The organism is Arthrobacter sp. RT-1 (assembly GCF_003367205.1).
GTDB lineage: Bacteria > Actinomycetota > Actinomycetes > Actinomycetales > Micrococcaceae > Arthrobacter.
Window position 1 is genome coordinate 189339 of sequence record NZ_QRGQ01000002.1, and the last position, 25315, is coordinate 214653.

30 protein-coding genes and 1 riboswitch are annotated in these 25315 nt (G+C 68.5%); of the genes, 13 read left to right on the top strand and 17 right to left on the bottom strand.

Features of this window, described 5'->3' with window-relative positions:
• Positions 1-24: 24 nt before the first annotated feature.
• Positions 25-585: a hypothetical protein gene (locus DXK94_RS02235; protein WP_115523633.1), complete on the bottom strand. Its 561-nt coding sequence runs from the start codon at positions 583-585 to the stop codon at positions 25-27.
• Between the two features lie 160 nt (positions 586-745).
• Between DXK94_RS02235 and DXK94_RS02240 the strand changes: the two genes are divergently transcribed.
• Both DXK94_RS02240 and DXK94_RS02245 read left to right on the top strand, forming a co-directional pair.
• On the top strand, positions 746-1243 hold the full coding sequence (locus DXK94_RS02240) for a sigma-70 family RNA polymerase sigma factor (RefSeq protein WP_079595277.1): 498 nt from the start codon (positions 746-748) through the stop codon (positions 1241-1243).
• Positions 1240-1899 carry a zf-HC2 domain-containing protein gene (locus DXK94_RS02245; protein ID WP_079595276.1) on the top strand — a complete coding sequence of 220 codons (660 nt, stop codon included), beginning with the start codon at positions 1240-1242 and terminating at the stop codon, positions 1897-1899. Before DXK94_RS02240 ends, DXK94_RS02245 begins: the two co-directional genes overlap by 4 nt.
• A gap of 34 nt (positions 1900-1933) precedes the next feature.
• Here the strand turns inward: DXK94_RS02245 and DXK94_RS02250 are convergent, their stop codons facing one another.
• Together DXK94_RS02250 and DXK94_RS02255 are read right to left on the bottom strand one after the other, a co-directional pair.
• Positions 1934-2431 (bottom strand): SRPBCC family protein, encoded by a 498-nt coding sequence (locus tag DXK94_RS02250; protein ID WP_115523634.1) that lies wholly within the window; start codon positions 2429-2431, stop codon positions 1934-1936.
• Between the two features lie 76 nt (positions 2432-2507).
• The gene (locus DXK94_RS02255) at positions 2508-3377 is read right to left on the bottom strand and encodes a DUF1206 domain-containing protein (protein ID WP_258868405.1); all 870 of its coding nucleotides are present in this window, start codon (positions 3375-3377) and stop codon (positions 2508-2510) included.
• A gap of 194 nt (positions 3378-3571) precedes the next feature.
• Here DXK94_RS02255 and DXK94_RS02260 point away from each other — a divergent pair, with 194 nt between their 5' ends.
• Together DXK94_RS02260 and DXK94_RS02265 are read left to right on the top strand one after the other, a co-directional pair.
• Positions 3572-5149, top strand: a complete 1578-nt coding sequence (locus tag DXK94_RS02260; RefSeq protein ID WP_115523635.1) for a hypothetical protein — start codon at positions 3572-3574, stop codon at positions 5147-5149.
• 2 nt (positions 5150-5151) lie between these two features.
• Positions 5152-5598, top strand: a complete 447-nt coding sequence (locus DXK94_RS02265) for a hypothetical protein (protein WP_115523636.1) — start codon at positions 5152-5154, stop codon at positions 5596-5598.
• Between the two features lie 7 nt (positions 5599-5605).
• Here the strand turns inward: DXK94_RS02265 and trmB are convergent, their stop codons facing one another.
• Together trmB and DXK94_RS02275 are read right to left on the bottom strand one after the other, a co-directional pair.
• Positions 5606-6529 (bottom strand): tRNA (guanosine(46)-N7)-methyltransferase TrmB, encoded by a 924-nt coding sequence (trmB, locus tag DXK94_RS02270; RefSeq protein ID WP_115523637.1) that lies wholly within the window; start codon positions 6527-6529, stop codon positions 5606-5608.
• A 77-nt stretch (positions 6530-6606) separates the two neighbouring features.
• Positions 6607-7023: a hypothetical protein gene (locus DXK94_RS02275; protein WP_147294350.1), complete on the bottom strand. Its 417-nt coding sequence runs from the start codon at positions 7021-7023 to the stop codon at positions 6607-6609.
• Between the two features lie 140 nt (positions 7024-7163).
• Between DXK94_RS02275 and DXK94_RS02280 the strand changes: the two genes are divergently transcribed.
• Positions 7164-8489 (top strand): MFS transporter, encoded by a 1326-nt coding sequence (locus tag DXK94_RS02280; protein WP_181884718.1) that lies wholly within the window; start codon positions 7164-7166, stop codon positions 8487-8489.
• A gap of 7 nt (positions 8490-8496) precedes the next feature.
• Positions 8497-9882 carry an MFS transporter gene (locus tag DXK94_RS02285; protein WP_115523639.1) on the top strand — a complete coding sequence of 462 codons (1386 nt, stop codon included), beginning with the start codon at positions 8497-8499 and terminating at the stop codon, positions 9880-9882.
• A gap of 6 nt (positions 9883-9888) precedes the next feature.
• On the opposite strand, the gene DXK94_RS02290 is transcribed toward DXK94_RS02285, so the two are convergent.
• Complete coding sequence (locus tag DXK94_RS02290; RefSeq protein ID WP_115523640.1) at positions 9889-10641, bottom strand: bifunctional 2-polyprenyl-6-hydroxyphenol methylase/3-demethylubiquinol 3-O-methyltransferase UbiG; 753 nt, start codon at positions 10639-10641, stop codon at positions 9889-9891.
• Between the two features lie 387 nt (positions 10642-11028).
• On the opposite strand from DXK94_RS02290, the gene DXK94_RS02295 reads away from it, so the two are divergent.
• A complete protein-coding gene (locus DXK94_RS02295; protein WP_115523641.1) occupies positions 11029-12918 on the top strand; it encodes a DEAD/DEAH box helicase in 1890 nt (629 codons plus the stop codon).
• Positions 12919-12976: 58 nt separating this feature from the next.
• Here DXK94_RS02295 and DXK94_RS02300 read toward each other — a convergent pair whose 3' ends face one another.
• From DXK94_RS02300 to DXK94_RS02330, 7 genes are all read right to left on the bottom strand, one after another.
• Entirely contained in the window at positions 12977-13627 is a 651-nt protein-coding gene (locus DXK94_RS02300; protein WP_115523642.1) for an MBL fold metallo-hydrolase, read from the bottom strand.
• A 9-nt stretch (positions 13628-13636) separates the two neighbouring features.
• Entirely contained in the window at positions 13637-14620 is a 984-nt protein-coding gene (locus DXK94_RS02305; RefSeq protein WP_115523643.1) for an aldo/keto reductase, read from the bottom strand.
• A 19-nt stretch (positions 14621-14639) separates the two neighbouring features.
• Positions 14640-15266, bottom strand: coding sequence for a nucleoside/nucleotide kinase family protein (locus DXK94_RS02310; RefSeq protein WP_115523644.1), 627 nt, complete (start codon positions 15264-15266; stop codon positions 14640-14642).
• 125 nt (positions 15267-15391) lie between these two features.
• Positions 15392-15775: a multidrug efflux SMR transporter gene (locus tag DXK94_RS02315; protein WP_115523645.1), complete on the bottom strand. Its 384-nt coding sequence runs from the start codon at positions 15773-15775 to the stop codon at positions 15392-15394.
• Positions 15775-16098: a multidrug efflux SMR transporter gene (locus DXK94_RS02320; protein ID WP_115523646.1), complete on the bottom strand. Its 324-nt coding sequence runs from the start codon at positions 16096-16098 to the stop codon at positions 15775-15777. Before DXK94_RS02320 ends, DXK94_RS02315 begins: the two co-directional genes overlap by 1 nt.
• Positions 16099-16107: 9 nt before the next feature.
• Positions 16108-16173: riboswitch (guanidine-III (ykkC-III) riboswitch) on the bottom strand.
• 74 nt (positions 16174-16247) lie between these two features.
• A complete protein-coding gene (locus DXK94_RS02325) occupies positions 16248-16778 on the bottom strand; it encodes a ferritin (RefSeq protein WP_115523647.1) in 531 nt (176 codons plus the stop codon).
• An 87-nt stretch (positions 16779-16865) separates the two neighbouring features.
• The gene (locus tag DXK94_RS02330) at positions 16866-17456 is read right to left on the bottom strand and encodes a HutD family protein (RefSeq protein ID WP_115523648.1); all 591 of its coding nucleotides are present in this window, start codon (positions 17454-17456) and stop codon (positions 16866-16868) included.
• Between the two features lie 101 nt (positions 17457-17557).
• Between DXK94_RS02330 and DXK94_RS02335 the strand changes: the two genes are divergently transcribed.
• Positions 17558-18169 carry a phosphoribosylanthranilate isomerase gene (locus DXK94_RS02335; protein WP_115523649.1) on the top strand — a complete coding sequence of 204 codons (612 nt, stop codon included), beginning with the start codon at positions 17558-17560 and terminating at the stop codon, positions 18167-18169.
• A 95-nt stretch (positions 18170-18264) separates the two neighbouring features.
• Entirely contained in the window at positions 18265-18666 is a 402-nt protein-coding gene (locus tag DXK94_RS02340) for a YccF domain-containing protein (RefSeq protein WP_115523650.1), read from the top strand.
• A gap of 35 nt (positions 18667-18701) precedes the next feature.
• Here DXK94_RS02340 and DXK94_RS02345 read toward each other — a convergent pair whose 3' ends face one another.
• Both DXK94_RS02345 and DXK94_RS02350 read right to left on the bottom strand, forming a co-directional pair.
• Positions 18702-19532 (bottom strand): 2-phosphosulfolactate phosphatase, encoded by an 831-nt coding sequence (locus DXK94_RS02345; RefSeq protein ID WP_115523651.1) that lies wholly within the window; start codon positions 19530-19532, stop codon positions 18702-18704.
• Positions 19529-20398: a DUF4031 domain-containing protein gene (locus DXK94_RS02350; protein ID WP_115523652.1), complete on the bottom strand. Its 870-nt coding sequence runs from the start codon at positions 20396-20398 to the stop codon at positions 19529-19531. Before DXK94_RS02350 ends, DXK94_RS02345 begins: the two co-directional genes overlap by 4 nt.
• 107 nt (positions 20399-20505) lie before the next feature.
• Here DXK94_RS02350 and DXK94_RS02355 point away from each other — a divergent pair, with 107 nt between their 5' ends.
• The 4 genes from DXK94_RS02355 to DXK94_RS02370 are packed head-to-tail and all read left to right on the top strand — an operon-like array spanning position 20506 to position 23648.
• The gene (locus DXK94_RS02355) at positions 20506-20916 is read left to right on the top strand and encodes a molybdopterin-binding protein (RefSeq protein WP_115523653.1); all 411 of its coding nucleotides are present in this window, start codon (positions 20506-20508) and stop codon (positions 20914-20916) included.
• Positions 20913-21689, top strand: coding sequence for a molybdate ABC transporter substrate-binding protein (gene modA / locus DXK94_RS02360; protein ID WP_258868406.1), 777 nt, complete (start codon positions 20913-20915; stop codon positions 21687-21689). Before DXK94_RS02355 ends, modA begins: the two co-directional genes overlap by 4 nt.
• Before the next feature lie 37 nt (positions 21690-21726).
• Positions 21727-22593 carry an ABC transporter permease gene (locus tag DXK94_RS02365; protein ID WP_115523655.1) on the top strand — a complete coding sequence of 289 codons (867 nt, stop codon included), beginning with the start codon at positions 21727-21729 and terminating at the stop codon, positions 22591-22593.
• Entirely contained in the window at positions 22590-23648 is a 1059-nt protein-coding gene (locus tag DXK94_RS02370; RefSeq protein WP_115523656.1) for a sulfate/molybdate ABC transporter ATP-binding protein, read from the top strand. The genes DXK94_RS02365 and DXK94_RS02370 overlap by 4 nt, the downstream gene beginning before the upstream one ends.
• Positions 23649-23685: 37 nt before the next feature.
• Here the strand turns inward: DXK94_RS02370 and DXK94_RS02375 are convergent, their stop codons facing one another.
• Positions 23686-24840, bottom strand: a complete 1155-nt coding sequence (locus tag DXK94_RS02375; RefSeq protein ID WP_115523657.1) for an FAD-dependent oxidoreductase — start codon at positions 24838-24840, stop codon at positions 23686-23688.
• 27 nt (positions 24841-24867) lie between these two features.
• On the bottom strand, positions 24868-25203 hold the full coding sequence (locus tag DXK94_RS02380; RefSeq protein WP_115523658.1) for a YciI family protein: 336 nt from the start codon (positions 25201-25203) through the stop codon (positions 24868-24870).
• Positions 25204-25315: the final 112 nt, after the last annotated feature.

A 25315-nucleotide genomic window follows, 5' to 3' on the forward strand; every position in this document is an offset into this window, starting at 1 on the left:
GCCGGCCCGGCCGGCAAATCCAACTCAGTAGGCTGATGCACCGCCCATCTTGATCATGGCGCCGGACGGATCCGCCAGGTACCAGACGTCATTGACGCCCTGGCCGAGGATATCGCCCGGCTTTGTGTCCTTCGCGAAGTAGTACAGCGGCAGTCCCTCCAGGGTTACCTGCTGCTTGCCATCCGGGGTGGTGATGGTGCCCAATGCTCCCGTGACGCCCTCGGCGGACGGAGTTTCCGAGGAAGCAAAAACAGGGGGCCACGCAACCAGGCAGGCGTCCGTGCAGGCACTGGTTCCGGAGTCCTTCATATCCTTCGTGAAGAAGTACACGCTCATTCCCTTTCCATCCACCACGATGGTGCCGGCGCTTGTGGACGCTGTCTTGAGGTCGACGCCGGCGCTGGCCGTGGTGGACGTTGCCGAGGGCGGGGACACCGACGCGGCGGGGGCCGTTGCGGACGTGGCAGGCGCGCCGGTGGTGACAGCGGGGCTGGTGGCCGGCGCGGTTCCGGTGCCGCCGGCGCAGGCCGTCAGTACCGCGGCAAGGGCCAGGATGGCGAGGCCTGCACCCGGGTGGTGTTTCATGGGTTGCTCCTTGGCTGGGCCCGGCGTCTGATACCGGACGCTAACTTCTACGACGCATCCGGGTGAAGAATGGTTCAAACAGGATGAACTTTTTATCGGCCCGCGGCGTCTTTAGGACATCAGCAGGAATGTGGGACAGAACCACATCAGGAGGGACGGCATGCCGCTGGATGAGGACGTGGTGGCGTCCATCTACCGTGAACACGGCCCCGCCCTGCGCCGGTTCGTCCTCAGTGCCTCCCGGGACCCCCAACTGGCTGAGGACGTGGTGCAGGAGACCGTGCTCCGCGTCTGGCAGCACGCGCCGGAGATCAACGGAAGCCTCCGCAGCTACCTGTACCGGACGGCCAGGAACATCATGATCGACAATTACCGGCGTGCCCAGCGGCGCCCGGAAACACTGGAAAGCGGCCTCACGGATCACGGCGGGGCGATGGAAAAGGTGGATGAGCTGTTGATCCGGGTATTGATCGAGGAGGCCCTGCTCCGGCTGAGCAAGGAGCACCGCGACGTCCTGGTGGCCCTGCATTACCGCCGCTTCACGGTCAATGAAGCCGCCGTCCAGCTCAACATCCCCAGCGGAACCGTGAAGTCCCGCGCCTATTACGCGGTCCGTGCCCTGCGCACCATCCTGGATGAAATGGGGGTGGAACGGTGAACGGTTTTGATCCCCACCAGTTGCTGGGTGCCTACCTCCTGGGCGGCCTGGACGACGACGACCAGGCGGCTTTTGCGTCCCACCTCAAGGACTGCGCCGCCTGCCGAGAGGAACTGGCCGGGCTTGAGAAGCTTCCCATGCTGCTGGATGCCCTTCCCGTGCCGGATGCCGTGGCGCTGACCGCCGTTGCGGCCGTAGCGGCCGGTCCTGTTGCCCCCGTTCCGGTTCCGCTCCTCAGCAAGCTGGCGCGCCGCCGTCGGACATCACGACGGCGGTGGGCGGCACTCGTGGGCGCCGTGGCCGCCGCCTGCCTCGCCTTGGGGCTCGCTGCTGGACCATTGCTGGCGCGGCCCGAGCAACCCGACGCCACCTATTCCGTCCAGTCTGGGGGCGGGCTCCAGTTCAGCATCGACCTGGCCCGCAAGACCTGGGGGACCGAGCTGGCCGTGAACGGAAGCAGCCTCCCGCAGGACGGGACGTTGTCCCTGTGGGTCCGTGACCGCGCCGGCGGCGAGGACCGCGCGTGCGCCTGGTCGGCCACCCCCAGCGGCAGGGTCAAGGTCACGGGGGCCACGCCCATCCAGCTGGGGAGCATTTCCAGTGTTGAGCTGCGGGACGGCACGCAGCATGCCGTTGCCGTGATCACGGTGCCCTGACGCCTGAAGCACTGACGCCTCGCGGGCTCGCGGGCTAGGGGAGCTCCGGCGAAGGCCCGCGGAGGGCACGGAACTCAGCTACCAGCGCCTCATCCTCGCAGGCGCGGGCGAACGCCTCGATCCGCCTCTCGATCTCGTGCCCCAGAAGCCAGGTGCCGATCCTCTCCATCAGCGGCCGCAACAGCGCCGGCCGGCAGGAAAAGGTGTACTTCCAAGCCGCCTGCGTGCCGCCGTCGCCGGCCGTGAAGCGCCAGCCGCCGCCGAAGTTCCCGAAGAACCAGGGGCCGGACACCATGGTCATGCCCACGTTCCGCGGCGGGAAGTAGGAGACGTACTCGCTGACCATCGTCAGCCCCAGGCGGGAGCGCGTCCTGGTGCGGACGCCCTTGCCGGCCGAGCTGGCTCCGGCCAGGAATCCCTGGGCCGAGATGAACGGGTCCCATTTGAGCCGGAAGGTGCCGGTGGTCTGGGAGAAGGCGAAGACCGTCTCCGGGTCGAGGCGGATGAAGCGTTCGGCGCGTACCTGGGGCATGGTCCCAGCCTAGCTACCCCGGCGCTCAACCATTCGACGCGGCCACCGCGACGGCGGTTCCCTCGCCGTTTGCGGGTTACTGGGTCATTTTGGCCAGCCGGGCCCGCACGATCATGAACACCCCGTAGCAGATGAGCCCGGCGCCCACGGCTGCCAGCAGGTAGACGCCAAAGGGCTGGTCGCGCAGTGCACGGAGCCCGCCGTCCAGGCCGGTTGAATCCTCCGGGTGGGCCTGCAGTGTGGCAATGACGATGAGCAGGCCGGTCAGCAGCAGGACCACGCCCTTGGCCACATAGCCTGTCACGCCCAGCACCGTTACCGCAGTCCTTGCCTTTGGGGACGCGGGCATGACCAGATGCTTGTCGAAGGATTTCCTGGGCCCACGGATGCCGTACACCGCCCCGGTCACAGCGATGCCGGCGCCCAGCAGGACCAGCAGGGCTACACCGCCGGGGGCTTTGATAAGGGAGACCGTCAGGTCACTGACAGCTCTTTGGTTGTCGCCGCCCGAGCCGGTTCCCCTCGCGAAGGACAACAACGTCAGGGCGAGTCCGGCGAACACCAAAGCCTGGGCCCCGGCCTTGGCCTTTTTTCCGGCTTTTTCCTTGGTGGGCAGCCGGTTGTAGTCGAAGATGGCATCGCTGGCCTGCCACAGCGCAAGGGCAGCGCACGCCGCGAAACTCGCCCACAACAGGAAGGGGCCGGCCGGCTGCGTGGCGAGCTCCGCCACGGCGCCGCTGAAATCCGCGTTGCCCGTGCCGCCCATGGCCAGCCGGATGGCAATTGCACCCACCAGCAGATGCAGTATGCCGCTTGCCGCAAACCCTGCCCTTGCCAGCAGTTCCAGAGTCCGCGAATTGGTGACGTTCTCTGCCGCGTCCACGGCCTGCTTCAGTTCTCTTTTGATGGCTGTTCCTTTGTGCGTGCGCAGTGCGCGGTGGTCCACTGGTGTGCGTGCCCCACACAAAGGCAATCGTGCCACGCGGACACGGTCTGGGAACAGTACGCGGCCTGGCGGTGTGGATCCGCGCCTCACTTCGGACATGCATGGGGAGGGATCCCCATCGCCCGGTCCCGGCGGCTGTGCCACCATAAGCAGCAGCGGATGACACGCACCGAGGACTTCTCCGGGGGAACACCATGACCTTTTACGGCGCTGACGTCAGCCAGCTGCGGGCACTGGCCAAGGCGGCTGACCAGGCCGCGTCGCTGCTGAGCGCCCGGGCCGGCTCGCTGCACAACCAGATCCAGTCCGCACCGTGGAAGGGAACGGACGGCGACCGGTTCCGCCAGGAATGGGCCGGCAGCCACCGCCCCGGGCTGGACAAGGTGGTGTCCAGCCTGCGGGAGAACGCGAAACTCCTGCTGAAGCACGCGGATGAGCAGGAGAAGGCGTCGTCATCCGGCGGAACCGGCGGCACCGGCCCGTGGGACCCCCTCCAGTCGCTCGCCGCCCAGGCCCGGGACTGGCTGCAGGAACAGGCTGCAGCGGCGGCCGCGGCCGCGGAACACCGCAGGGAACTGGAAGCCGGCCTGGCCCGCATGCTGGATGCAAGCCCCGCGGAGCAGGCCACGTGGTGGGACAGCCTGTCCGCAGCGGACCGCAAGTACCTGGTCGAGGGCGAGGGGGACGACGGCCCCTTCGCCGAAGACCTCATGCGCATGGACGGCGGCATCCCCGAATCTGCCCAGGAGCTGGCCAAGGACCACCTGCAGGAGCTGGCGAAGGCGGATATTCCCGTCTACGCCGAGGCCGGTAGGGCCTCCATCGAGGCGAGGGTGGCGTGGGTCCACGGGGGCGCCGAGGTAGGCACCGAAGTGGTGGAAAACGCGGACGGCTCCGCCACCATGAAGGTGTACGGGAACATGGGGCTGGGAGTGAACGACACCAGTGGCGCCGCCGGCGTCACCCTCAGCGGGGAGGTGTCCCGGGAGTACACCTTCGGCAGCGTGGAGGAAGCCATGGCCGCCCGCGGACAGATGTACCGCGACCTGCCGCCGGACAGCGTGGGCGAGATCAAGGACGTGGCGGGCAACCCGCCGGGCTACATCCTGGAAACCATCAACAATGCGGCCGGTGACAACGGGTCCACCGGGCTGACGGACAAAGCGAAGGGGACCCTGTCCCTGGAGGCTGAAGCGGAAACCGGGGCCGCGTCCGGATCCGCGAAACTGGACCTGGCCTACGAGCGGAACCTCACGGACGGCACCTCCACCGCCAGCGGAGAGGTTTCAGCGCAGGGAACGCTCAACCTGGACGGGCGGATCTTCGAGGCCTCCGGCAAGGGCGGACTGCAGGTCACCATGGACAAGGACAACACCATCGATTCAGTGTCGGTGTCCATGGACGGTACCGTGGCGCATGGGGTCACGGCGGGCACCGATGTTAAAACTGCCAAGGTGGAGTCCTCGGTGACCGCCGGCACGCAGGGCACGGTCAGGATCGACGTGGAGTACTCGCCGGAGAACCGCCCCGTGATCGACAGCTACCTGCGCAACATAGCACTGGGTGATGAGGCAGGGGCGGCCCGGGATGCCGCCCGGCTCTATGAGGCCGGGTCCGCCACGGTGCAGGTCAACAGCGTGGTCAGTGCGTCCACCGAAGCCGGCCTTGACGTGAAGCTGGGCGAGGTGGAGGTCAAGACGGAGAGCCAGGCCACCACCAACGTGTCCACCTACTACAAAGTCCCCAACGACACGAAGCTTGAAAGGCTGTGACCATGTCCGTGCACATCGAATCCCCGCTGGGGTTCACGGCAGACTTTCCCGAGCACACGCAGGTCCTCGGCGACTCCACGGCCGGGCCCAACAGCGGGCAATACGGACTCCCGGGCGATGTCCTGGTCACCGTCATCAAGGACGACACCTCGGTGCAGGACGCACCGCAGGCCAACGGCTGGGCGCACCTGATGTCCGGCTTCTACCGTGAGGAGCGGGGTGGAACCCTCCTGGGGGAGGGCGAACTGAACCTCCCCGGCAAAGCCGCGTACGCCGTGGTGGTGGGTTACGACGACACCGGAGGCGCGGGGAAGGTGGCAGCCACCGTGGGTGTGTGGGAGCGCTCGCGTTTTATTGGCGTCGTGGTGATCTGGCCCTACGTGGACCCCGGCGTGGAGCCGCGGCTCGGCATGCTCAGGGAGATTGTGGCCGCCATCAGCGTGGGCTGACCTCCTGCTACCGCCGGCGGTAGCAGAGATCGAAGATCAGGCGCCCCGCCTCGTGGGCTTTCGCCTCGAAGCTGGTACGGATCCTGCCTTCGAACCGCGGAGCCCAGCCGCCCGTCTCGTCCACGCCCTCGTTGGGCCCGGTGTGCAAGGTGCTGACGGGGGCGCGGCCCTCACGGACCGGAGCGCCGCCCACCACCGACTCGACGCCGGACTGCCACACCTGCGTCAGCGGGCTTTCGGGTCCGCGGCGCTGGCCGTTGTGCAGGTTCTCGAAGTCCTCGGAACCGGCCAGGACATCACGGACGTGGACAGCATAGTTGGACCAGTCGGTGGCGATCCGCCACAGCCCGCCCGGCTTCAGGGCACGGGCAGCCAGTGCTGCAAACTCGGGCTGGATGAGGCGCCGCTTGTGGTGCCGTGACTTGTGCCAGGGGTCGGGGAAGAAGACCCACAACTCGTCAACGGACCCTTCGGGCAGCATGGTGGCCAGCACTTCGGGGGCGTTGGCCTCAACCACGCGGACGTTGCGCAGCCCCCGGCTGTTGATCTTGATGATGGTGTTCGCCAGCCCGGGGGTGTAGACCTCCACGGCCAGGAAATCGGTGTCCGGGTTCTGCTCCGCCGCGTGGCAGATGGCATCGCCCAGGCCCGAGCCGATCTCCACGATCAGGGGAGCCTTCCGGCCAAATTCCGCCTCGGCGTCGAACGTGTAATCCGGGTGGACGGAGGTGTTGGCGACGTGGCGGGGAACATCCACAGCCCACCGCTCTGCATGCTCTTCCCACGCAGCCTGCCGGCGGCCCTGCAGCCGGGTGCCGCGGCGGACAAAGCTGACCGGCCGGCCGCCATAGGTGCCGAAGGATGCCTGCGTGCCGGGGGTTACGGGCCGCGGGACATGCGGCTGCTGGGGGTTTTCGGGGGAATCACTCATCCCTTCAAGGATACCGGGGCGGGACCCGCCGGCGGGTCCGGTTCGTCGCGGGCGGGAATGGCCGCGGCACGGCCGCCTCAGCGCATCATGTACACGAACCGCAGGGTCATGAGGAGCCCCACAATGAAAATAACGCCGTTGATGCACAACGCTGCCAGCGCCAGACCGGACCCTTGACCGCGGAGTCCGGACTTCCGAAGAGCGGAGACGCCCAGCGATGCAGAGGTGATGCCGAAGATCAGGGGCAGGCTCCAGAACACCAGGGGAGCCAGCAAGGGATTCTTTGACGGGCCGTCGTACGGGAAGGTCAACAGCATGGCAAAACTGGCGAAGGGGGCCGTGAGGAGGAGGCTCGCGGGTGCCACGATCGCAAGGACGAGGCTTGCAACCGCTTTGCCGGTGTGGCCGCCGCCTGGTGGTGCCGGAACCACGGCCTGGGACTGAGGCGCTGTGGCTTCCGTCGCGGAATTGTTGTGCCCAGACTGAGGTGGCATGTCCATGGTTCTCCCTGATTGTGAATGACTGGCCCGGCAGCGTGCCCTTCAAACCTAGGGACGCTGCCCGTCTGCCAAAAGCGCGCGGGCCGCGTATGTGGACAACTCCTGGGGCAGTCCGCTCCTGCAACAATGGGCGGGTGACGGAAGCGACGAACGCCGAGGCAAGGAAGCAACGGCCGGGAAGCCCTGCCGGGGAGGCAGCACCGCAGGCCGGGGTTGATCCCGGCGCCCTGGTTGACGCGGAGATTGATGAAGTGCCCGCGCCCGGGCCAACCCGGGTGGGAAGCCGGCGGCAGCTCGCCTACCTCGGCCTGTGCCTGGTCCTGGTCGGGCTCAACCTGCGGACCGTGTTCTCCAGCTTCTCCGCCGTGCTGCCGGAGGCCAGTTCTCAGGCGGCGTTGCCTGGATGGGCGGTGGTGGTCCTGACAACTGTTCCCGTGACGCTGCTGGGCTTGTTCGCGCCGCTCGCCCCGGTGCTTGCGCGCCGGTTCGGTGCCGAGCGTGTCCTGCTCGGTGCCATGGCGGTCCTGACGGCGGGGCTGCTGCTGCGCCCGGTGGACACGGGGCTGCCCGCCGCCGGCCACCTGCCCGCGCTCCTTGCCGGGACGGCGGCGTGCGGAGCTGCGATCGCCCTGTGCAATGTCCTGTTGCCGGGGTTGGTGAAGCGGGACTTCCCGCACCGGCTGGGGCTGATGGGCGGGCTGTACACGACGGCGATCTGCGCGTCCGCCGCGCTAGGTGCCGGCTTCACGTACCCGGTCTACGCGGCGACGGGGGAGTGGACCCTGGCGCTGTGGTTCTGGGCGGTGCCCGCCGCCGTCGTCCTTTTGCTGTTCCTGCCGGTGGCGGTCCGCCAGCCCCGGATCAGGCACCAGGCTGCCAGGGACGGGGTGAACGTGTGGCGCTCCGCGGTGGCCTGGCAGGTGACCATTTTTATGGTGCTGCAGGCGATGATGTCCTTCAGTGTTTTCGCGTGGCTGGCGCCGATCCTGCGCGAGCGGGGCGTGGACGGGGCGACGGCGGGCCTGATCGTGTCCGTCAGCATTGTGCTGCAGATGCTGGGTTCACTGTTCGCCCCGGCGCTTGCTGCCAGGCTCCGCGACCAGCGGGTCATCAACACAGTGGTCGCTCTGATGACCGGTGCCGGGTTCGCGCTGAGCATCTTCGGGCCCCTGGAGCTGGTGTGGGTGTGGGCCGGGCTGCTGGGCCTGGGGCAGGGAAGCCTCACGGCCGTTGCCCTGACCATGATCATGCTCCGCACCCGCGACGGCCACACCGCCGCGCACCTGTCCGGGATGATGCAGGGCGTCGGGTACGGGCTCGGTTCAACCGGAACACTGCTGGTGGGCCAGCTGCACCAGGCCACCGGTTCCTTCACCGCCGCCGGATTCCTGTTCCTGGTGGTCGGCCTGCTCGCGGCCGTCTTCGGCTACCGCGCCGGCCGCGACCGGTATATCGGCTAAGGCCCGCATGCCCGACTCCACGGTTCCAACCACCCAACCGGCCGCCCGCATCCTGCAGCGGCCGTACCTGTGGGTGACCATCGGCACGTGCGCCCTGGTGTTCCTCGCCGCGTTCGAGTCCCTCGCGGTGACCACCATCATGCCCCTCGTCAGCAGGGAGCTGAACGGCGCCGGCCTCTACGCCCTGGCTTTCGCCGGTCCGCTGGCCACCGGCGTGATCGGCATGGTGGCGGCCGGCAACTGGTCCGACCGCCGGGGGCCAACGGCACCCCTGTACGCGTCCGTGGGGCTGTTCGTGCTGGGCCTGCTGATCGCCGGAACCTCCACGTCCATGCCGATGCTCGTCGCCGGCCGGCTGGTCCAGGGGCTGGGCGGCGGAGCCCTCACCGTGGCGCTGTACGTCCTCGTGGCCCGCATCTACCCCGGCGTGCTGCACCCCAAAATCTTTGCCGCGTTCTCCGCGGCGTGGGTGATCCCGTCGCTGGTGGGTCCCTTCGCGGCCGGGATCGTGGCACAGGTGTTCAGCTGGCACTGGGTGTTCCTGGGCGTGGTGGGGCTGGTCATTCCGGCGCTGCTGATGATCGCGCCGGTGCTTCGCGGGATGGACCAGCGGCCCATGGACGCTGCAGCCGTACCGTGGGCTGCCGGCCGGCTCGCGTGGGCCGCCCTCGCCGCAATCGCGGTGCTGGCGCTGAACCTGTCTGCCGGCGTCCGCGTCCCCGGGGTTCCCGCGGCCACCGCTCTCCTGGCCATCGCCGCCGTCGTCCTGGCGCTGCTGGCCGTCCGGCCACTGGTGCCACGCGGCACCCTGATCGCCCGGCGCGGCCTGCCCAGCGTGATCCTGGCACGCGGACTGGCCTCGGCCGGGTTCTTCGGTGCCGAGGTCTACCTTCCCTACCTGCTGATCGAGCAATACGCCTTTTCCCCCACCTTCGCCGGCCTCACCCTCACGGGCGGAGCGCTGGCGTGGGCGGGGGCGTCGGCTGTCCAGGGCCGCCTCGGGGCCCGGCTGTCCCATCGCCGCGCAGTCCTGACCGGGGCGCTGATGGTCCTGGGCGCGGTGCTGCTGGCCCTGGCCACCACGTCTCTCCACTGGCCGGCCGCCGTCGCGATTGCCGGCTGGATCTTCGCCGGCGGCGGCATGGGCCTGCTGTATCCGCGACTCAGCGTGATGACCCTTGCGCTGTCCACCAAGGACAACGAAGGCTTCAACAGCTCCGCGATGTCCATCTCGGACTCGCTGGGCGGTGCGCTGGCTCTCGCCACCACGGGCATCGTGTTCGCGGCATTTACGACGACGACGGGATCCTTCGCAGGCGTCTTCGCCCTTGCCGCCGTGCTCGCCACAGCCGCGGCCTTCGTGGCGCCGCGCGTCACCGCCAAGGCCTCCTGAAAGGCGTCAGCCCAACCGGGTGGCCCGCAGGACGACGTCGGCGATGATGGCGTGCTCGCCGCCCGGACCCGTCACCGGGCGCTCGCGGCTTGTGAGGACCTCAACCTGCCATCCGGGGCCGTCCAGCCCCAGTTCCTGGACAACCTCGTCGCCGGTATAGAACATGTCCCGGTGGGTGTGCCCGGCTCCGCCTCCCCACGGCGGCAGCCGGTCCGGGTGATGCCCCACCACCAGCAGGGTGCCGCCGGGTTTGACCGCCGCCGCGGCCGTCCGGAGCGGCCCTTGCCAGGCGAGCTCCTGGGAGTGCAGGAACTGCGAGGTCACCAGGTCAAAGGGCCCGCCGGGCTCCCACTGCTCCAGGTCGGCCTGCTGCCAGGTGATGCGGCTGGCAATCGCGCCCTCGCCTGCGTGCACGCTCTCCCTGGCCAGGGCGGCTTTCTCATGCGACTGGGCCCGTTCCAGCGCCACAGCGGAAACGTCGACGGCGGTCACGGTCCAGCCCTGCTGTGCCAGCCAGATGGCGTCGGCGCCTTCGCCGCAGCCAAGGTCCAGGGCCTTCCCCGGCCGGAGGCCACCCGCCTCGCGGACCAGCTGCGGGTTGGGCTTTCCGCTCCATATCTGCGGTTTTGCGCGGTACCGCTCGTTCCAGATGGAGGCGGCGTCATTGCCGCGGATGCCGGTGCCGATGCCGGTGCCGTTATCACCTGTGGAGGTGCCGTCGTCGTGCATGTCCTGGTGGCGCGCCACGTGTTCGTTCATGCCTCAACACTGCCCTGCACCGACTGCTAAGGCAACGCCCCCAACCAAGTAGCAGCAACTGTCGTTCCGGGGCCTCAATACGACACTTGGTGCTACTCAGTTGGGCAGCGGAAGTGACGCGAAAACGGGTCTGCGCCGCCGGGATGCTAGACTGGTGGAACTTGATGTGCAGTGATGCCCATGTACCCCTTCATTTAGGGGACAGGGCTTTTTTCATGTGAGAGGCACATCCTGCGTCGATGAACGCGTTCCATTTGGTCCCGGCCGCCGCTTTGCATAAGCGGCAGCAGGCTGGTTGATCACCTGAATTTTCTTCGGCGAACCCCTGGGCCAACCGGCATCGGGGGCCGATATCCGCACGGATACCGCCTGAAAGACCTTTGACTTTTGACTACTTTCGCTGCCCTTGGCACACCCAAAGCCCTCGCCGACACCCTCGCCGCGCAGGGAATCGAAACCCCGTTCCCCATCCAGGTAAAGACCCTGCCTGACACGCTGTCCGGACGCGACGTCCTGGGCCGCGGCCGCACGGGTTCCGGCAAGACCATCGCCTTCGCCATCCCGCTGGTGGCCCGCCTGGCCGAGCGCGAGGCTCCGTATTTCCGCAAGCCCGGGCGCCCCATGGGCCTGGTGCTGGCACCCACCCGTGAACTGGCCACGCAGATCAACGCCACCATCGAGCCGCTGGCCAAGGCTGCCGGCCTGAACACCACCGTGATCTACGGCGGCATCTCGCAGGCACGCCAGGAAAAGGCACTGCGCGCCGGCGTCGACATTGTCATTGCCTGCCCGGGCCGCCTGGAGGACCTCATCCGCCAGCGCATCCTCACCCTCGAGGCCGTGGAGATCACCGTCCTGGACGAGGCCGACCACATGGCGGACCTCGGCTTCCTGCCCGTGGTGAAGAAGCTCATGGACATGACCCCCAGCCAGGGCCAGCGCCTGCTCTTCTCCGCCACCCTGGACAACGGCGTGGACAAGATCGTCCAGCGCTACCTGTCCAACCCGCTGACCCACTCCGTGGACGATCCGCAGGCCGCGGTGACCACCATGGAGCACCACGTGCTGGTGGTCAACGACCAGACCGTCAAGAAGCAGCTGATCGTGGAGCTCGCCTCCGGCGCCGGCCGCCGCGTCCTCTTCATGCGGACCAAGCACCACGCCCGCAAGCTGGCCAAGACCCTGACCGACGCCGGGATCCCCGCCGTGGACCTGCACGGCAACCTGTCGCAGAACGCCCGTGACCGCAACCTCGCCGAGTTCTCCAACGGCGATGTGCGCGTCCTGGTGGCTACCGACGTTGCAGCCCGCGGTGTCCACGTGGACGACGTCGAACTGGTGATCCACGTGGATCCGCCCACCGAGCACAAGGCATACCTGCACCGCTCCGGCCGTACCGCGCGTGCCGGTTCCGACGGCACCGTGGTCACGCTGACCCTCCCGGAGCAGCAGACCGACGTCAAGAAGCTGATGAAGGCTGCCGGCGTGGAGGTCACCTTCGAACGCGTCACCGCCAACTCGCCCATCGTGGCTGACCTGGTGGGCGAAATGGCCGACAAGGTTGATCCCCGCACCCGTGCCGCACTGCTGGCCGCCAAGGCCCAGAAGCAGGGCGGCGGAACCTCCACGGGCGCCAACGCAGAGCGCAAGCGCGCCCGCCGCCAGGCTGCTCCCACAACCGGTGGACGCGGTGGACGCGGCGGCCGGGGCAAGGTTTCGGCCGAACCGGTCCGCACCGATGTTCCCCGCGCCGAGCGCCGGGCTGCAGCTTTCGAGGGCCGCACCGAAGCCCGGGCAGCGTTCGACCGCAACGCAGAGCAGAACGAGGACCGCGCGATTGCCGCTGCGGCAGCGCGCCGCAACGCCCGAGGCCGCGGCACCGCTTCCACGCACCGCAACGATGTTCCCGCAGCAGGTGGCCGTGCATCGGCCGGCCGCGGTTCAGACGGCCGTGCGGAATCCCGCGTCACCCGCAGCGACGCCCCCCGCGGCGGAACCGGGCGTCCGGCTTCCACCGGCGGCCAGCGCAGCGGACGTCCGGCCACCGGTCAGCGTGCAGCAGCTGCAGGCACAGGTGCACGCACCGGCGGGCGCTCCGCCGGCGCAGGTGCTGCTGCGGGCAGCGGCGGCAACAAGGCTGTCTGGTCCTCCAACACCGGCGGCACCTCCGGCGGATCCTACGCTGCCGGCAACGGCGGTGGCCGCTCCGGTGGAGGCCGCTCCGGCGGTCCGCGCCGTGCATCGGCTCCGGCGTCCAACGAACGCCGCGGCCGCTAGCGTTCCGTTTTCGGTGGTTGAGCCTGTCGGGTTTTGACAGGCTCAACCGCCGCGTTCCTCACCAGCCCCGGGCGCGCCACTCCTCAAGGTGTGGCCGCTCGGCGCCGAGGGTGGTGGGCTTGCCGTGGCCGGGATGCACGACGGCGGTATCAGGGTAGGTGCCGAACAGCCGCTCCGTGACGTCGCTGAGCAGCTGGTTGAACCGCTCCGGGTCCTTCTGCGTATTGCCCACGCCGCCCGGAAACAGCGAATCACCGGAGAAGATGTGCGCCGGGCCCTCCGGGTCCTGGTACACAAACGCGATCGAGCCCGGCGTGTGCCCCCTCAGGTGGACAGCCGCGAGCTCAAAGCCGTCCACGGCCACCCGGTCCCCGTGCCCAAGCCGCCGGTCCACCGGAACAGGCAGCGCGTCGGCGTCGTCCGTCCCTGCGGCGGTGGGCGCACCCGTCGCCGCAGCCAGCTCCTTCAGCGCCCGGACATGGTCCCAGTGCTGGTGGGTGGTGGCGATCAGCGCGAGCCGGGGCGTGGCCGCCGTGTCCGCGGAGGCGTCCGCCAGCAGTTGCTGGATGGCGGAAAGGTCGTCCGCTGCGTCGATGAGCACCTGTTCCCCGCTGGCCTTCGCGGTCAGCAGGTACACGTTGTTGTCCATCGCGCTGACGGAGATCCGGCGGATGGTCAGGGCCGGCAGGTCGTACTGAAGTGAGTCCATGGGACGAGTCTATTCACGGCCCTCCGACACCCACTGCGGATCCGCGGAACGGGAGCCGACGACGGCGTCCGAGGCCGCGTCCAGGGCGTCCAGTTGCGCAGGGGTGAGGTCCAGGGCCAGCGCGCCCAGGTTCTCGTCGATCCGGTGCCGTTTACGCGTCCCGGGGATGGGAACGACCGGCAAGCCCAGCCGCTTGCCCTGCGCCAACAGCCAGGCCAGGGCCGTCTGGGCGGGCGTCGCACCAAGGTCGCCGGCCACTGACCGGACGGCCGACACCACTGCCTGGTTGGCGCTGGCGGCGTCCGGGGAAAACCTCGGAATCCGGCGCCGGAAGTCATTGTCTCCAAGGCTGGCAGCGTCAACGGTGCCGGTGAGGAATCCCCGGCCCAGCGGCGAATACGGCACAAACCCCACCCCCAGGGCGGCTGCGGCAGGAACAACGTTGCGTTCCACGTCGCGGCTCCAGATGGACCATTCACTCTGGACCGCCGCAATGGGGTGGACAGCGAAGGCATCCTCCAACTCCCGGGCGGTCACTTCGGACAGGCCCAGGTGCCGGACCTTGCCCTGCTGCACAAGCTCCGCCATGGCCTCCACGGTTTCCACAATCGGAACGCGGAGGTCACGGCGGTGCATGTAGTAGAGGTCAATGACGTCGATGCCCAGCCGCTGCAGGCTCCGGTCCACCGCCTGCCGGATGTACGCGGCGTCGTTCCGGATGTCGGTGTAGCCGCCGGCCGGGTTCCCGACGAGCGCAAACTTCGTGGCCAGCTGCACCTCGTCCCGGCGCTCCCTGAGCAGCCGGCCGATCAGTTCCTCATTGCTGCCTCCGCCATAGACGTCCGCGGTGTCGATAAAGCTGACACCGGAGTCCACGGCGTGGTGCAGTGTTTTGAGTGCGTCGGCCGGGTCCACCTCGCCGTACACGGGAGTAAGGGCCATGCCGCCGAACCCGAGCGGGCTGACGTCGAGGCCGTTGCCGAGTGCCACCATGAGTTCTCCTCTTCGCTTGTCAGTGCCAGGGGATGATGCGGTCGGCAGCCGGACGGGTCGAGTGGATCAGCCGGGCGTTCGCCTCGTCCGGGCCGTTTGCCCAGGCTTCGGCAGCCGCCCGGTCCATCCCGAACGACACATGCCTGGCCACCAGCCGTTCCAGCCGCAGCTCCCGCGGTGTGTCCACAAACCAGACTTCGTCCAGCTGGGCCCGCACCTCTTTCCACGGCTCCTGCTCGGCGAGCAGGTAGTTTCCTTCCGTGATCACCAGCGGCACTTCGGCGGGGACTGCGATCGATGCGGCCACGGGTTCGTCAAGGGTGCGCCGGAACTCAGGGGCGTAGACCACGGCCTCGTCCCGGCGGGCGAGGCGCCGGAGCAGCGAAAGGTAGCCGCCGGCGTCGAACGTGTCGATGGCGCCTTTCCGCTGGCGGCGCGGTGTGCCCTCGATGATGGCGTTTCCCAGATGGAAGCCGTCCATGGGCACGACGACAGCGGTACCGGGGCTGAATTGCTGCTGGATCCAGGCCGCGAAGGTGGACTTGCCGGAGCCGGGCTCGCCGGCGATGCCCAGGATGGTCCGCGACCCGGGTACCAGCCGGGTCCGGAGCGCGTCCATGGCCTGGGTGATCTCGGGGGAGTCCATGGCAAAAGCCTAGACTGCGCGCCGGATCTCCCCACCTTTGAATTCAGGAACGCCAAGGACGACGGCGATTCGCCGGGACACGCCGTAAGCGCGCCTCAAAGGTGGGGAGAGTCAGCGCGGGAGACTCAGCGGTGGGAGGTCTCACGGGCAGGCTGTTCGGGAGCCGGGTGCCCCTTCTCCCCGGGAAGTGCCTTCAACCCGGCCGCGCAGCCCACAATCCCGGCGATGAACAGCACCTTCAGCACGCTGAAGGGCTCCACGCCGGTGGCCATGGCCCAGCCCACCGTCAAGGCAGCCCCGACGCCCACCCAAATGGCGTAGGCAGTGCCCAGCGGGATGCGGCGGATGGCCATGCCCAGGCCCAGCATGCTCAGCGCGGCGGTGACGATGAATACCAGGGTGGGCACCGGTTTGCTGAAGCCGTCGGAGAGGCCCAGGGCCGTGGCCCACACTGCTTCGAGGACGGCGGAGGCCAGGAGGACCAGCCAGGGGAAGGAGCGCCGCAACATTACGCCACCACCTTCAGGCCCACCACGCACGCGGCGATGCCGGAGAGCAGGAGCAGGCGCGCCGCCGTCGGACGTTCCACCTTGGTGATGATCGCGTAGGCGGAGGTCAGGACCACCCCAACACCTACCCAGACGGCGTAGGCGGTGCCGGTGGGAATGGATTGCATGGCGATGGCCAGGCCGGCGGTGCTTGCGGTCACGGACACCAGGAACAGGGCGCCTGCGGCGACGCGGCGGCGGCCGGTGGTTTCGAATGCGCGGTGCAGGGCTGCGGCCCAGACGGCTTCAAGGGCGCCGGAGGCCAGAAGGATTAACCAGGACATTACAGATCCTTTGGCCAGTCTTGTCGCGTTCCGGGTACTGGACCGTCGTCCGGAGGCTTCGGATGGGAGCCTTGGTTTCCAGCGTAGCAACGCCCGACGGCGGGTGGCCACGTTGGTGGCCAACCTCACCGCCGGGGGAGGGGCGGTGGTTAGAGTGTGCCGCCGGCCGCTACCGGGGCGGCACTGTCGCGGCCGCCGTCGCCGACGGTTTCACGGGCGATGAAGTTCTCAATGTCGAACAGGTTGTCCGCGCGTTCGGCGATGTTCAGCAGCGTGGTCATGGACGCCACCTCCTCCACCTGCTCCTTGAGGAACCAGAGCATGAACTGCTCGCCGAGGGCGTCGTTCTCGCCGCGGGCCGCCCGGAACAGGTCCTCGATATTGCGGGTGACTTCCTTCTCCTGCTGCAGGGCGAGGGCCAGCGGCTCAGTGACGGAGGCGAAGTCGTTGCGGACGGCCGGGACGCCGGGAATGGTAAAGGGGATGTCCCGGTCCAGCATGTACTGCACCATCATCATCGCGTGGTTCCGTTCTTCCACGGACTGGCGGTAGAAGTAGCGGGCCAGCTGCGGAAGGTCCTGGTTGGCGAACCAGGTGGCTACGGCAATGTACTGCTGGGAGGCCGTGAATTCGTTGCCGATCTGGGTGGACAGGAGCGCGTTGAATGTTGAAGTGGTCATAGCCTGAGTCTAGGGACGGCGGCTACCGGTAACCAGTGTGGAAAGGCTCTGCTTCCGAAGGCGAGGCTGGCCTATCCGGGGTACGGGCTAGTCCTCAACGCGGTCGATGGAAACGACGGCCAGGAAGCCGCGGCCAAGGATGTTGGGGGTGTCCGCATCAGAACCGACGACGGCGTCGTACCGGCCCAGGTCCGTTGGGTCACCGTCGCCGACGCCCACCGTGGCCTGCCCCTGCAGCAGGACCCCCAGCTGCCCTTCGAACACGGGGTGGGCGCGCTTTTTGGACAACTCGATGATCGACGTAAAGCCCTTGAAGGCCCCCGTCCGCGTGATGACGTTGAGGTTCCGGACATCGCCCGTCGGAAGTTTGCTGAGGGTGGCTGCTCCACCGGCGAACCGGAACGGGCGGTACTTCTCCATGAGGTGTTCGGCCCCGTCCACGGAGAGCAGCAGGAGTTCGCCCTCGATCACCGTGAGGACGCGCTCCATGCCGGGAAACGGGGAAAAGTTGCCGGCCTTGGTCACGTCCGCGATGCTGACCCGCCAGTCCCAGCCACCGTCGCCGGCCCCGTCCTGGACGGGGGACGCAGGGGTGGGCCGGCTCGCGATCTGCCGTGTCACCCCGCCGCCGTTGCGCCATGGTTCGGCCTTGAGGTCAGCGAAACGGATGATTTCCATCAGCCCAGCCTAGTTCGTCTGGTGCGGGCATCGCGGGGTGGGGCGTTGCCTGCTACTCTCCTCCGGGGGGTCAACACGAAAACAGCCTGAAGGAGCCGGGAATGTTCGTCAAAGTGTGTGGTCTCAGTACACCCGAATCCATCCGTGAGGCGGTGGACGCCGGCGCTGATGCTGTGGGTTTTGTCCTCACCGCCAGCCCCCGGGTTGTCTCGCCGGGCCAGGTGACCTCGCTGCTGGCGGAGGTCCCCGCAGGGGTGTCCCCGATCGCCGTGTTCCGCCACGAGCCGGTGGCCGACGCCGTCGCCATTGCCCGGGCCGCCGGGCTCGAGTGGATCCAGCTGCATGGCTCCCGTTCCCGCCAGGACGTGGAAACAGTGCACGACGCCGGCATGAAGCTGATCAGGGCCGTCACGATGGGTGCCGCCCGGTCAGAGATTGAAGACTGGGGCGAGGACCTGCTGCTGATCGACTCCGCGGTTCCCGGTTCGGGTGAAGCGTGGGATTACGCCGCCATGGCCGAGGTGCCCGAACTCCAGGGACGCCGGTGGCTGCTCGCCGGCGGCCTGGACCCGGTCAACGTGGCGCAGGCGTCCGTGGCGGCCAACGCGTGGGGCGTGGACGTGTCCTCCGGCGTGGAGGCATCCCGCGGGGTCAAGGACCTGGCCAAGATCCGCGCCTTCGTGCAGGCCGCGAAGTCGGACGCCACGGTCTGACGGCCCACGGGGATCCTCGCCGGGCCGCCGTTTTCAGGGTCCGGTCAGGGGATCCCCCTACGTCCGGGTGGAACCTGCCGGGGCACAATGGATGGATGAAGACACTGCTCAACATCATCTGGCTGGTTTTCGGCGGGTTCTGGCTGGCGCTCGGCTATTTCGCGGCCGGGGTGATCTGCTGCCTGCTGATCATCACCATCCCGTGGGGCATCGCCTCATTCCGGATCGCCGCCTACACGCTCTGGCCGTTCGGCCGGACCGTGGTGGACAAGCCGGGCGGCTCGGGTGTCTTTTCGCTGCTGGGCAACGTGATCTGGCTGCTGGTGGCGGGCATCTGGATCGCCATCGGGCACGTGGTGACGGCTTTTGCTATGGCCATCACCATCATCGGCATCCCGCTGGCCATCGCCAACCTGAAACTGATTCCGGTGTCATTGATGCCGCTAGGCAAGCAGATCGTGCCGACCAGCGCACCGTTCGTGGCCGCATACCGGTAAACAGCTGCGCGTCAGCCGGCCTGTACGTCCGCAGGTCAACGGCGTGGCGGGGTGCCGGGGATAGTGCTGAAGGCGCCGTTGACCAGGACAGCCACGGAGTCGCTGTCGTCCAGTTCGGCGGCGATGTCCACGTCGTCCCCGTAGCCCGCGCCCAGCAGCTCCCGCCCGCTGGAGCACCCGTGCAGCATCTCGCGGAGCCGCGGCTCCGCGGCCTCGAACACGGCCACCGCTGCCACCGCCTCCGGTGAATAGCCGTGCCTGCCGTCCTCGGCCTCGTAACCGCCCTTGCCGGCAGCCACCAGCCCGGCGATGAAAGCGCCCGCCCCGATCTGGTCCTCCACGGCGGGACGGAGGGTGCCGTCCGGCCAGCGTTCACCCGCGGCCACCACGGCGATCACCGCATCCTCCGGAAGGTTGGCCGCCACCCAGTCCGCGGTGGCTGCGGCGTTGCGCAGGCACACTGCCGCTACCAGCGGGACCTCGGCGGCCAGCATGTGGCACAGGGAGGAGCCATTGGGGGAGGGCAGGACCACCCGCTCCAGCGAACCAGCCGCGCGGAGGCTCGCCGGGGACAGGCTCAGCCCGCCGCCGTCGCGGGGACCTGCCAGCTGGGCGTGATGGTGGGCTGCGAAGTCCTCCGCGGTGGTGTCCTTCCAAGGATAGGGAAACACCGTGGCGCCGCGGTCCAGGGCAACGCTGACGCACGTGCCGAAGGACAGGACGTCCACCACCACCGCAAGGTCCACTCCGGACGTTACGGTCCTGGCGCCGTCGAGCCCCCACTCCAGCCGCACCGTATAGGGGAGCTGCCGGTGCGCCGCACTTGCGGAATACACGTGCAGCGCGTTCGAATGCGGCGCGTTCATGTCAGTTCACCCTTCAGGTTCCGGTGCGCGGCAGCCAGCCACAGCTCCTGCGCCCGCTCGGTATGGAAGAGCGGGTCAAGTTCCAGCAGATGGCGTACGACGGCGGCACGCCCCGCCGCGAAGTCGGCGTCGCCAATGTGCGCAAAATCCTGCCGGACGGCCGCGACGTAGCGGGCATAGTCATCCGGTTCCCCGCCGAGGACGGACAGATCGGCGTCGCACAGGAGGGCTCCGTCGCCGTCCCCTGCCCCGGGGCGGTGGTCGCTGGTCAGCCGGACCAGCCTCGCCACCTCAGCCACCTCGGCGTCCGGCAGGCCTGCGGCGCGGAGCCGGTCCTCGGCCAACCGGGCGGACTCCTCCTCATCCTCGCCTGCGATGCCGCGGTAAACGGCGTCGTGGAACCAGGCGGCCAGGAGCACGGTGCGCGGCGGGTCGGCAGGATCGGTCAGCAGGTCCAGGGACTCCAGCACCGAGAGCAGGTGCGTGCAGCCGTGATACCGGCGGTGTGGTTCGCTCCAGCGGTCCAGCAGGTCGAGGAACAGGGCGTCATGGCCGGGCATGATGGCGTCCCAGCGCAGCTGCAGCGGCACCTTGAGTGACTTGTTCCGCTGCCGGGCGGGAATGCGCAGGCCGCTGGCGATCAGCTTGCGGACCAGGATCCGGGCTTCCACCGGAACCGCTCCGGCCGCCACCAGGTCCTCGAAGCGGCGCTCCGGGACGTCGTAGTGGTCTCCATCGAAGGCCCGCTCCGGGATGCCCGCCTCCGCGGCGAAGGCATGAAGCTCCGCCAGCGATGTGTCCGAAACCAGGTGGGAGAAATGCGTTCCGTGCGCAGGCCACAGCGGCGGGTCGATGAAGATGGACATGGAGGAAGTCTAGTGTGCTGCCCCGACGGCGGACCGGGGGCCGGTCATAATCGAAAAAGCGGATCAAAGCAGGAGAAACGTCCGCATCTGCGGCCTATAGTGGGGAAATGACCATCATCCGCGTCGCAGAAGCTGCCCGCCTGCTCGGCGTCAGTGACGATACGGTGCGCCGCTGGACGGACAACGGCTCCCTGACTCCGCTCCGGGACGATTCCGGCCGGCTCGCCGTCGACGGCCTCGAACTCGCCCGGCATGCCCAAAAGCTGGCGCAGCTCCCGGACGATCCGCACCGGACGGGCAGTTCTGCCCGCAACAGGTTTACCGGGCTGGTCACCGGCATCACGGCGGACACGGTGATGGCGCAGGTGGAGCTGCAGTGCGGGCCGTTCCGGGTGGTGTCCCTGATGAGCAGCGAGGCTGTCCGGGACATGGGGCTGGAGCTCGGGTCGGTGGCCACTGCGGTGGTCAAAGCCACCACCGTCATCATCGAAACCCCGCAGGGAAAGGGTGCCCCGTGAGAGGGAGAATTCCCGCAGTGCTGGCAGCGGCGGCCCTCACGCTGGGCCTCGCCGGTTGCGCAGGCAACGCTTCCCCCGGGGATGACACAGGGGAAGGGACGCTCACGGTCTTCGCGGCGGCCTCCCTCACCTCCAGCTTCAGTGAGCTGGCCGAAATGTTCGAGGCGCAGCACCCGGGAACGGACGTCACTGTCAGTTTTGCGGGATCGTCGGACCTGGCAACCCAGATCAGCCAGGGCGCTCCGGCGGATGTCTTTGCCTCGGCCGACACCCGGAACATGGACAAGCTTGGTGATGCCGGACTGCTGCAGGGAGAACCCCGGATATTCGCCACCAACACCCTGGCCATCGCGGTCCCAACGGGTAACCCTGCCGGCATCAACTCCTTCGCCGACCTCGCAAGGGCAGGAACACGGCTGGTGACCTGTGCCCGGCAGGTGCCGTGCGGGGCGGCCGCCGCCGCTCTCTCGCAACAGCACGGAACCGGGCTCAGTCCGGTCAGCGAGGAGAATTCGGTCACCGACGTCCTGGGCAAAGTCATCTCCGGAGAAGCCGACGCCGGGCTTGTCTACGTCACGGATGTGCGGTCCGCCGGGGACAGGGTGGAAAGCGTGCCGTTCCCGGAAGCGGCCGGGGCAGTCAACAACTATCCCATCGCAGTGCTGGCCGGGAGCAGGAACACCACCGCCGCCGGCGCGTTCCTGGACCTGGTGGCCGGCCCTGAAGGCCGGCAGGTGCTGGCACAGGCCGGCTTCGGGCCGGCCACGCAATGACAGGCGCAGTAGTGCTCCGCCAGCAACCCCGCAAGCCATGAGGGGGACAAAGGCGCGCGCGGCCTACACCGGGGTCCCGGGCTGGCTCTACGCCCTGGCGGTGGTGGCCGCCCTGGTGGTTGTCCTCCCGCTGCTGGCCATCGTGGCAAGAGTCAACTGGGCCAACTTCCTTCCCCTGGTCACCTCCGAACCCGCGCTCTCCGCCCTCGGCCTGAGCCTGCGCACCTCGGCTGCCAGTACTGCGCTGTGCATCGTGCTGGGTGTGCCGCTGGCCCTGGTCCTGGCGCGGGGTAGGTTCCCGCTGCAGGGGCTGCTGCGGTCGCTGGTGCTGCTTCCGCTGGTGCTGCCGCCCGTGGTGGGCGGCATCGCACTGCTCTACACGTTCGGCCGGCAGGGACTCCTGGGCGGGGCCCTGGAGGTGCTGGGGCTGCGGATCGCCTTCTCCACCACCGCCGTGGTCCTGGCCCAGACCTTCGTGGCGCTGCCGTTCCTCGTCGTCAGCCTGGAAGGCGCGCTGCGGACCGGCGGGTCGCGGTATGAGGCGGTGGCGGCGACCCTTGGTGCGCCGCCGAGGGTCGTTTTCCGGCGCGTGACCCTGCCGCTGATACTGCCCGGCCTGGCGTCCGGCGCCGTGCTGGCCTTTGCCCGCAGCCTGGGCGAGTTCGGCGCCACGCTCACCTTCGCCGGCAGCCTGCAGGGGGTGACCCGGACCCTGCCGCTGGAAATCTACCTGCAGCGGGAAACGGACCCGGACGCCGCCGTCGCGCTCTCCCTGGTCCTGGTGGCCGTCGCCGTAGCCGTGGTGGCACTTGCCTACGGGCGCCCTGCCGGCGGCCGCACAGCCGGCCAGGTCTCCGGAAAGCGGACGACGGCGCCTGCTCCGGCGGGAGGGAACGTTCCGTGACGTTCTCCTTCCAGGCAGCCGTGGCAGGGCGCGGCTTCGACGTGGCCCTGACGGTGGGGCCGGAGGAAACCCTTGCCGTGATGGGACCCAACGGGGCGGGCAAATCCACGCTGCTGGCCAGCATCGCCGGGCTGTTGAAACCGGACAGCGGCCGCGCCGAACTCGAAGGCCGCACGCTGTTCCACCTGGATCCCAAACAGCACGCATGGGTGCCTCCGCACCACCGGGGCACCGTACTGCTCGCGCAGGAACCGCTGCTGTTTCCGCACCTCACTGCCTTGGAGAATGTGGCCTTTGGGCCGCGAAGTGGCGGCATGTCCAAGCACCTGGCCAACAGCCGGGCGAAGCATTGGCTTGCAGAGGTAGAGGCCGCTGACCTGTCGGACCGTCGTCCTGCGGAGCTTTCCGGCGGGCAGGCGCAGCGGGTTGCGGTGGCCCGCGCGCTCGCCGCCGATCCTGCCCTGCTCCTGCTGGATGAGCCCCTGGCCGCGCTGGACATCCACTCGGCGCCGCTGCTGCGCCGCCTGCTCAAGCGCGTCCTCGCCGGGCGGCAGGCCATCATCGTCACCCACGATGTCCTGGATGCCCTGATGCTTGCGGACAGGGTGGCTGTCCTGGAGGGCGGACGGATTGTGGAGGCGGGCCCCACCCGTACCGTGCTGGAACGGCCCAGGAGTTCCTTTGCTGCCGGACTGGCCGGGCTGAACTTTGTCCCCGGAACCATGACGGGCACCGGGATTCGGGCGGGCGGGGGTCGGCAGATTTCCGGCCACCTCGAGGAACCCGCCGATGCCGGCGGGAACGACCGGCCGGGCGTGGCGGTCTTCCCGCCGTCGGCCGTGTCAGTGTTCCTCACCGACGCACACGGCAGCCCCCGCAACTCCTTCCCGGTGTCCATCACGGATCTCGAGCCCCATGGCGACCTGATCCGGGTGCGCGCGGACGGCCTCGCCGCAGACATCACGCCCGCGGCGTCGGCGGACCTGGGCCTGGTTCCCGGCATGACGGTGCACTTTGTGGTGAAGGCCGCCGCCGTGTCGGTCTACGGGACCTAGTTGTACACCTCGCCCTGGGACCCCCGCTTGTGGATTCTTAGAGTGCTGCGCCGGATTTTCCGATGACTGCTGAGCTGATGACCCGCTTCATGCCCGGGATGCCGGCAAGCCGGATGGCGGTGCGGCGGGCGAATGCGGCTCGCCTGGTTCCCGGGACAAACCACTGGGCGGCAGCTGCGCCGGCCTTCTGGTGCTCCAATACCGCGGGGCGCACCCTGGCTTCGAAGGATTCCAGGGCACGGCTGATCGTTGAGTGGCGCCCCAGTTCCTCGGCCAGCACACCGGCAGCAGCCATGCCCAGGGATGCGCCCTGGCCCGCGAGCAGTGAAACGGCTGCAGCGGAGTCACCCACCAGGACGACGCGGCCCGTGTGCCAGCGGGGCATCCTGATCTGGGCTACCTGGTCGTAGTAGATGTCCCGCGGGCATTGCTCCAGGGCGGTAGGGCAGATCCACCCCAGGCCGCCGTACCTGGACCGGAGCAGTGCCCGGGGATCCTCCGGAAGCCCGGGACTGTCCGTGCGGTGGACGGCCATGGCGGTGATCCGGCCGTCACGGAGCAGGTAGAAGAACATCGCCTCGTTCCGGGTGTCCGTGATGGCGAACCGGTTCCCGAGGCGGGCGGCGAGTTCCGGGTCGCTGAAGGAGTAGGAGCCCACTTGGAAGCCGAGATAGCGGAAGAACTCGTCTTCCGGGCCGAAGGCGAGCTCACGGGTCACGGAGTGGATCCCGTCAGCGCCGATGAGCAGGTGGGCCTCCAGCACCTCGCCGTCGTCGAGGGTCACCGCCACGGACTCCCGGCTTTGGCCCACCGACACTACGGTGCGGCCGTACTGAAGCTCCACGCCGGGAGGCACTGCTTCGCGGATGGCACGTTCCAGGTCCGGGCGGAGGATGCTGACCAGCCCGCCACCGGCAACCTGCGCGAATCCGGAGAAGGGAAGGGTGGCCCGTGCCCTGCCTTTCCGGTCAACGTAGTCCACCTGCCGGACCCGGTAGCCCAACTCATGGAGCCGGGGGACGATGCCCAAACTGGCCGCTGCACGCCACCCGGGGCCGAAGAAATCGATCATGTACCCCAGCGGCCGAGGACCCTCGGACTGCTCCACCACCACCACGTCCCAGCCGCCACGGGCCAGGAACGCCGCGCTGGAGAGCCCACTGATTCCGGCCCCGCAGATGACGGCTTTCACCGGGGTTCCCGGTCGACCGGTTGGGCTCTACATTCCCGGCAGGTCCAGGGATTCGTACACCTGGATGCTGGAACCGGGCATCATCAGGTGTGGGTGGCCGTCGAACAGGGCCTGCGCGGATTCAAGGTCCTCCGCCTGGACAATGGCATAGCCGGCCACGCCGTTTGTGGTGTCAGACGCGCCGGTGCTGGTAATTTCCTTGCCGGCCCCCAATGGATTGCCCATGTCCAGAATGCCCTCACCGGCGCGGGCTGCCCACTCCATCCAGGCTTTCATGCCCTCCTGGGCCGCTTCCGGCGTGCTTTCCTGCATCTGCTCCTGGGCTGCCTTGGGTCCAAGGTAAAGAACAACGAACTTCTTCATGGACTGTCCCCTCTCGAATGCGCCGGCGGAACGTCCTCCCCGGTCACACGCCCGATCCTAGGGGCATCTGAAGGTTAGGGGAACAGCGGAGTGGACGTTCGCTGTAGGAAAA

What these genes read in the sequence shown, in the direction of transcription:
- DXK94_RS02320 (WP_115523646.1), bottom strand. Translation starts at nt 16,098, where the DNA reads ATGTCCTGGTTAATCCTTCTGGCCTCCGGCGCCCTTGAAGCCGTCTGG.
- DXK94_RS02265 (WP_115523636.1), top strand. Translation starts at nt 5,152, where the DNA reads ATGTCCGTGCACATCGAATCCCCGCTGGGGTTCACGGCAGACTTTCCC.
- DXK94_RS02325 (WP_115523647.1), bottom strand. Translation starts at nt 16,778, where the DNA reads ATGACCACTTCAACATTCAACGCGCTCCTGTCCACCCAGATCGGCAAC.
- DXK94_RS02260 (WP_115523635.1), top strand. Translation starts at nt 3,572, where the DNA reads ATGACCTTTTACGGCGCTGACGTCAGCCAGCTGCGGGCACTGGCCAAG.
- DXK94_RS02365 (WP_115523655.1), top strand. Translation starts at nt 21,727, where the DNA reads ATGAGGGGGACAAAGGCGCGCGCGGCCTACACCGGGGTCCCGGGCTGG.
- DXK94_RS02305 (WP_115523643.1), bottom strand. Translation starts at nt 14,620, where the DNA reads ATGGTGGCACTCGGCAACGGCCTCGACGTCAGCCCGCTCGGGTTCGGC.
- DXK94_RS02335 (WP_115523649.1), top strand. Translation starts at nt 17,558, where the DNA reads ATGTTCGTCAAAGTGTGTGGTCTCAGTACACCCGAATCCATCCGTGAG.
- DXK94_RS02300 (WP_115523642.1), bottom strand. Translation starts at nt 13,627, where the DNA reads ATGGACTCACTTCAGTACGACCTGCCGGCCCTGACCATCCGCCGGATC.
- DXK94_RS02285 (WP_115523639.1), top strand. Translation starts at nt 8,497, where the DNA reads ATGCCCGACTCCACGGTTCCAACCACCCAACCGGCCGCCCGCATCCTG.
- DXK94_RS02345 (WP_115523651.1), bottom strand. Translation starts at nt 19,532, where the DNA reads ATGAACGCGCCGCATTCGAACGCGCTGCACGTGTATTCCGCAAGTGCG.
- DXK94_RS02350 (WP_115523652.1), bottom strand. Translation starts at nt 20,398, where the DNA reads ATGTCCATCTTCATCGACCCGCCGCTGTGGCCTGCGCACGGAACGCAT.
- DXK94_RS02250 (WP_115523634.1), bottom strand. Translation starts at nt 2,431, where the DNA reads ATGCCCCAGGTACGCGCCGAACGCTTCATCCGCCTCGACCCGGAGACG.
- trmB (WP_115523637.1), bottom strand. Translation starts at nt 6,529, where the DNA reads ATGAGTGATTCCCCCGAAAACCCCCAGCAGCCGCATGTCCCGCGGCCC.
- DXK94_RS02330 (WP_115523648.1), bottom strand. Translation starts at nt 17,456, where the DNA reads ATGGAAATCATCCGTTTCGCTGACCTCAAGGCCGAACCATGGCGCAAC.
- DXK94_RS02380 (WP_115523658.1), bottom strand. Translation starts at nt 25,203, where the DNA reads ATGAAGAAGTTCGTTGTTCTTTACCTTGGACCCAAGGCAGCCCAGGAG.
- DXK94_RS02290 (WP_115523640.1), bottom strand. Translation starts at nt 10,641, where the DNA reads ATGAACGAACACGTGGCGCGCCACCAGGACATGCACGACGACGGCACC.
- DXK94_RS02240 (WP_079595277.1), top strand. Translation starts at nt 746, where the DNA reads ATGCCGCTGGATGAGGACGTGGTGGCGTCCATCTACCGTGAACACGGC.
- DXK94_RS02315 (WP_115523645.1), bottom strand. Translation starts at nt 15,775, where the DNA reads ATGTTGCGGCGCTCCTTCCCCTGGCTGGTCCTCCTGGCCTCCGCCGTC.
- DXK94_RS02355 (WP_115523653.1), top strand. Translation starts at nt 20,506, where the DNA reads ATGACCATCATCCGCGTCGCAGAAGCTGCCCGCCTGCTCGGCGTCAGT.
- DXK94_RS02275 (WP_147294350.1), bottom strand. Translation starts at nt 7,023, where the DNA reads ATGCCACCTCAGTCTGGGCACAACAATTCCGCGACGGAAGCCACAGCG.
- DXK94_RS02340 (WP_115523650.1), top strand. Translation starts at nt 18,265, where the DNA reads ATGAAGACACTGCTCAACATCATCTGGCTGGTTTTCGGCGGGTTCTGG.
- DXK94_RS02310 (WP_115523644.1), bottom strand. Translation starts at nt 15,266, where the DNA reads ATGGACTCCCCCGAGATCACCCAGGCCATGGACGCGCTCCGGACCCGG.
- DXK94_RS02235 (WP_115523633.1), bottom strand. Translation starts at nt 585, where the DNA reads ATGAAACACCACCCGGGTGCAGGCCTCGCCATCCTGGCCCTTGCCGCG.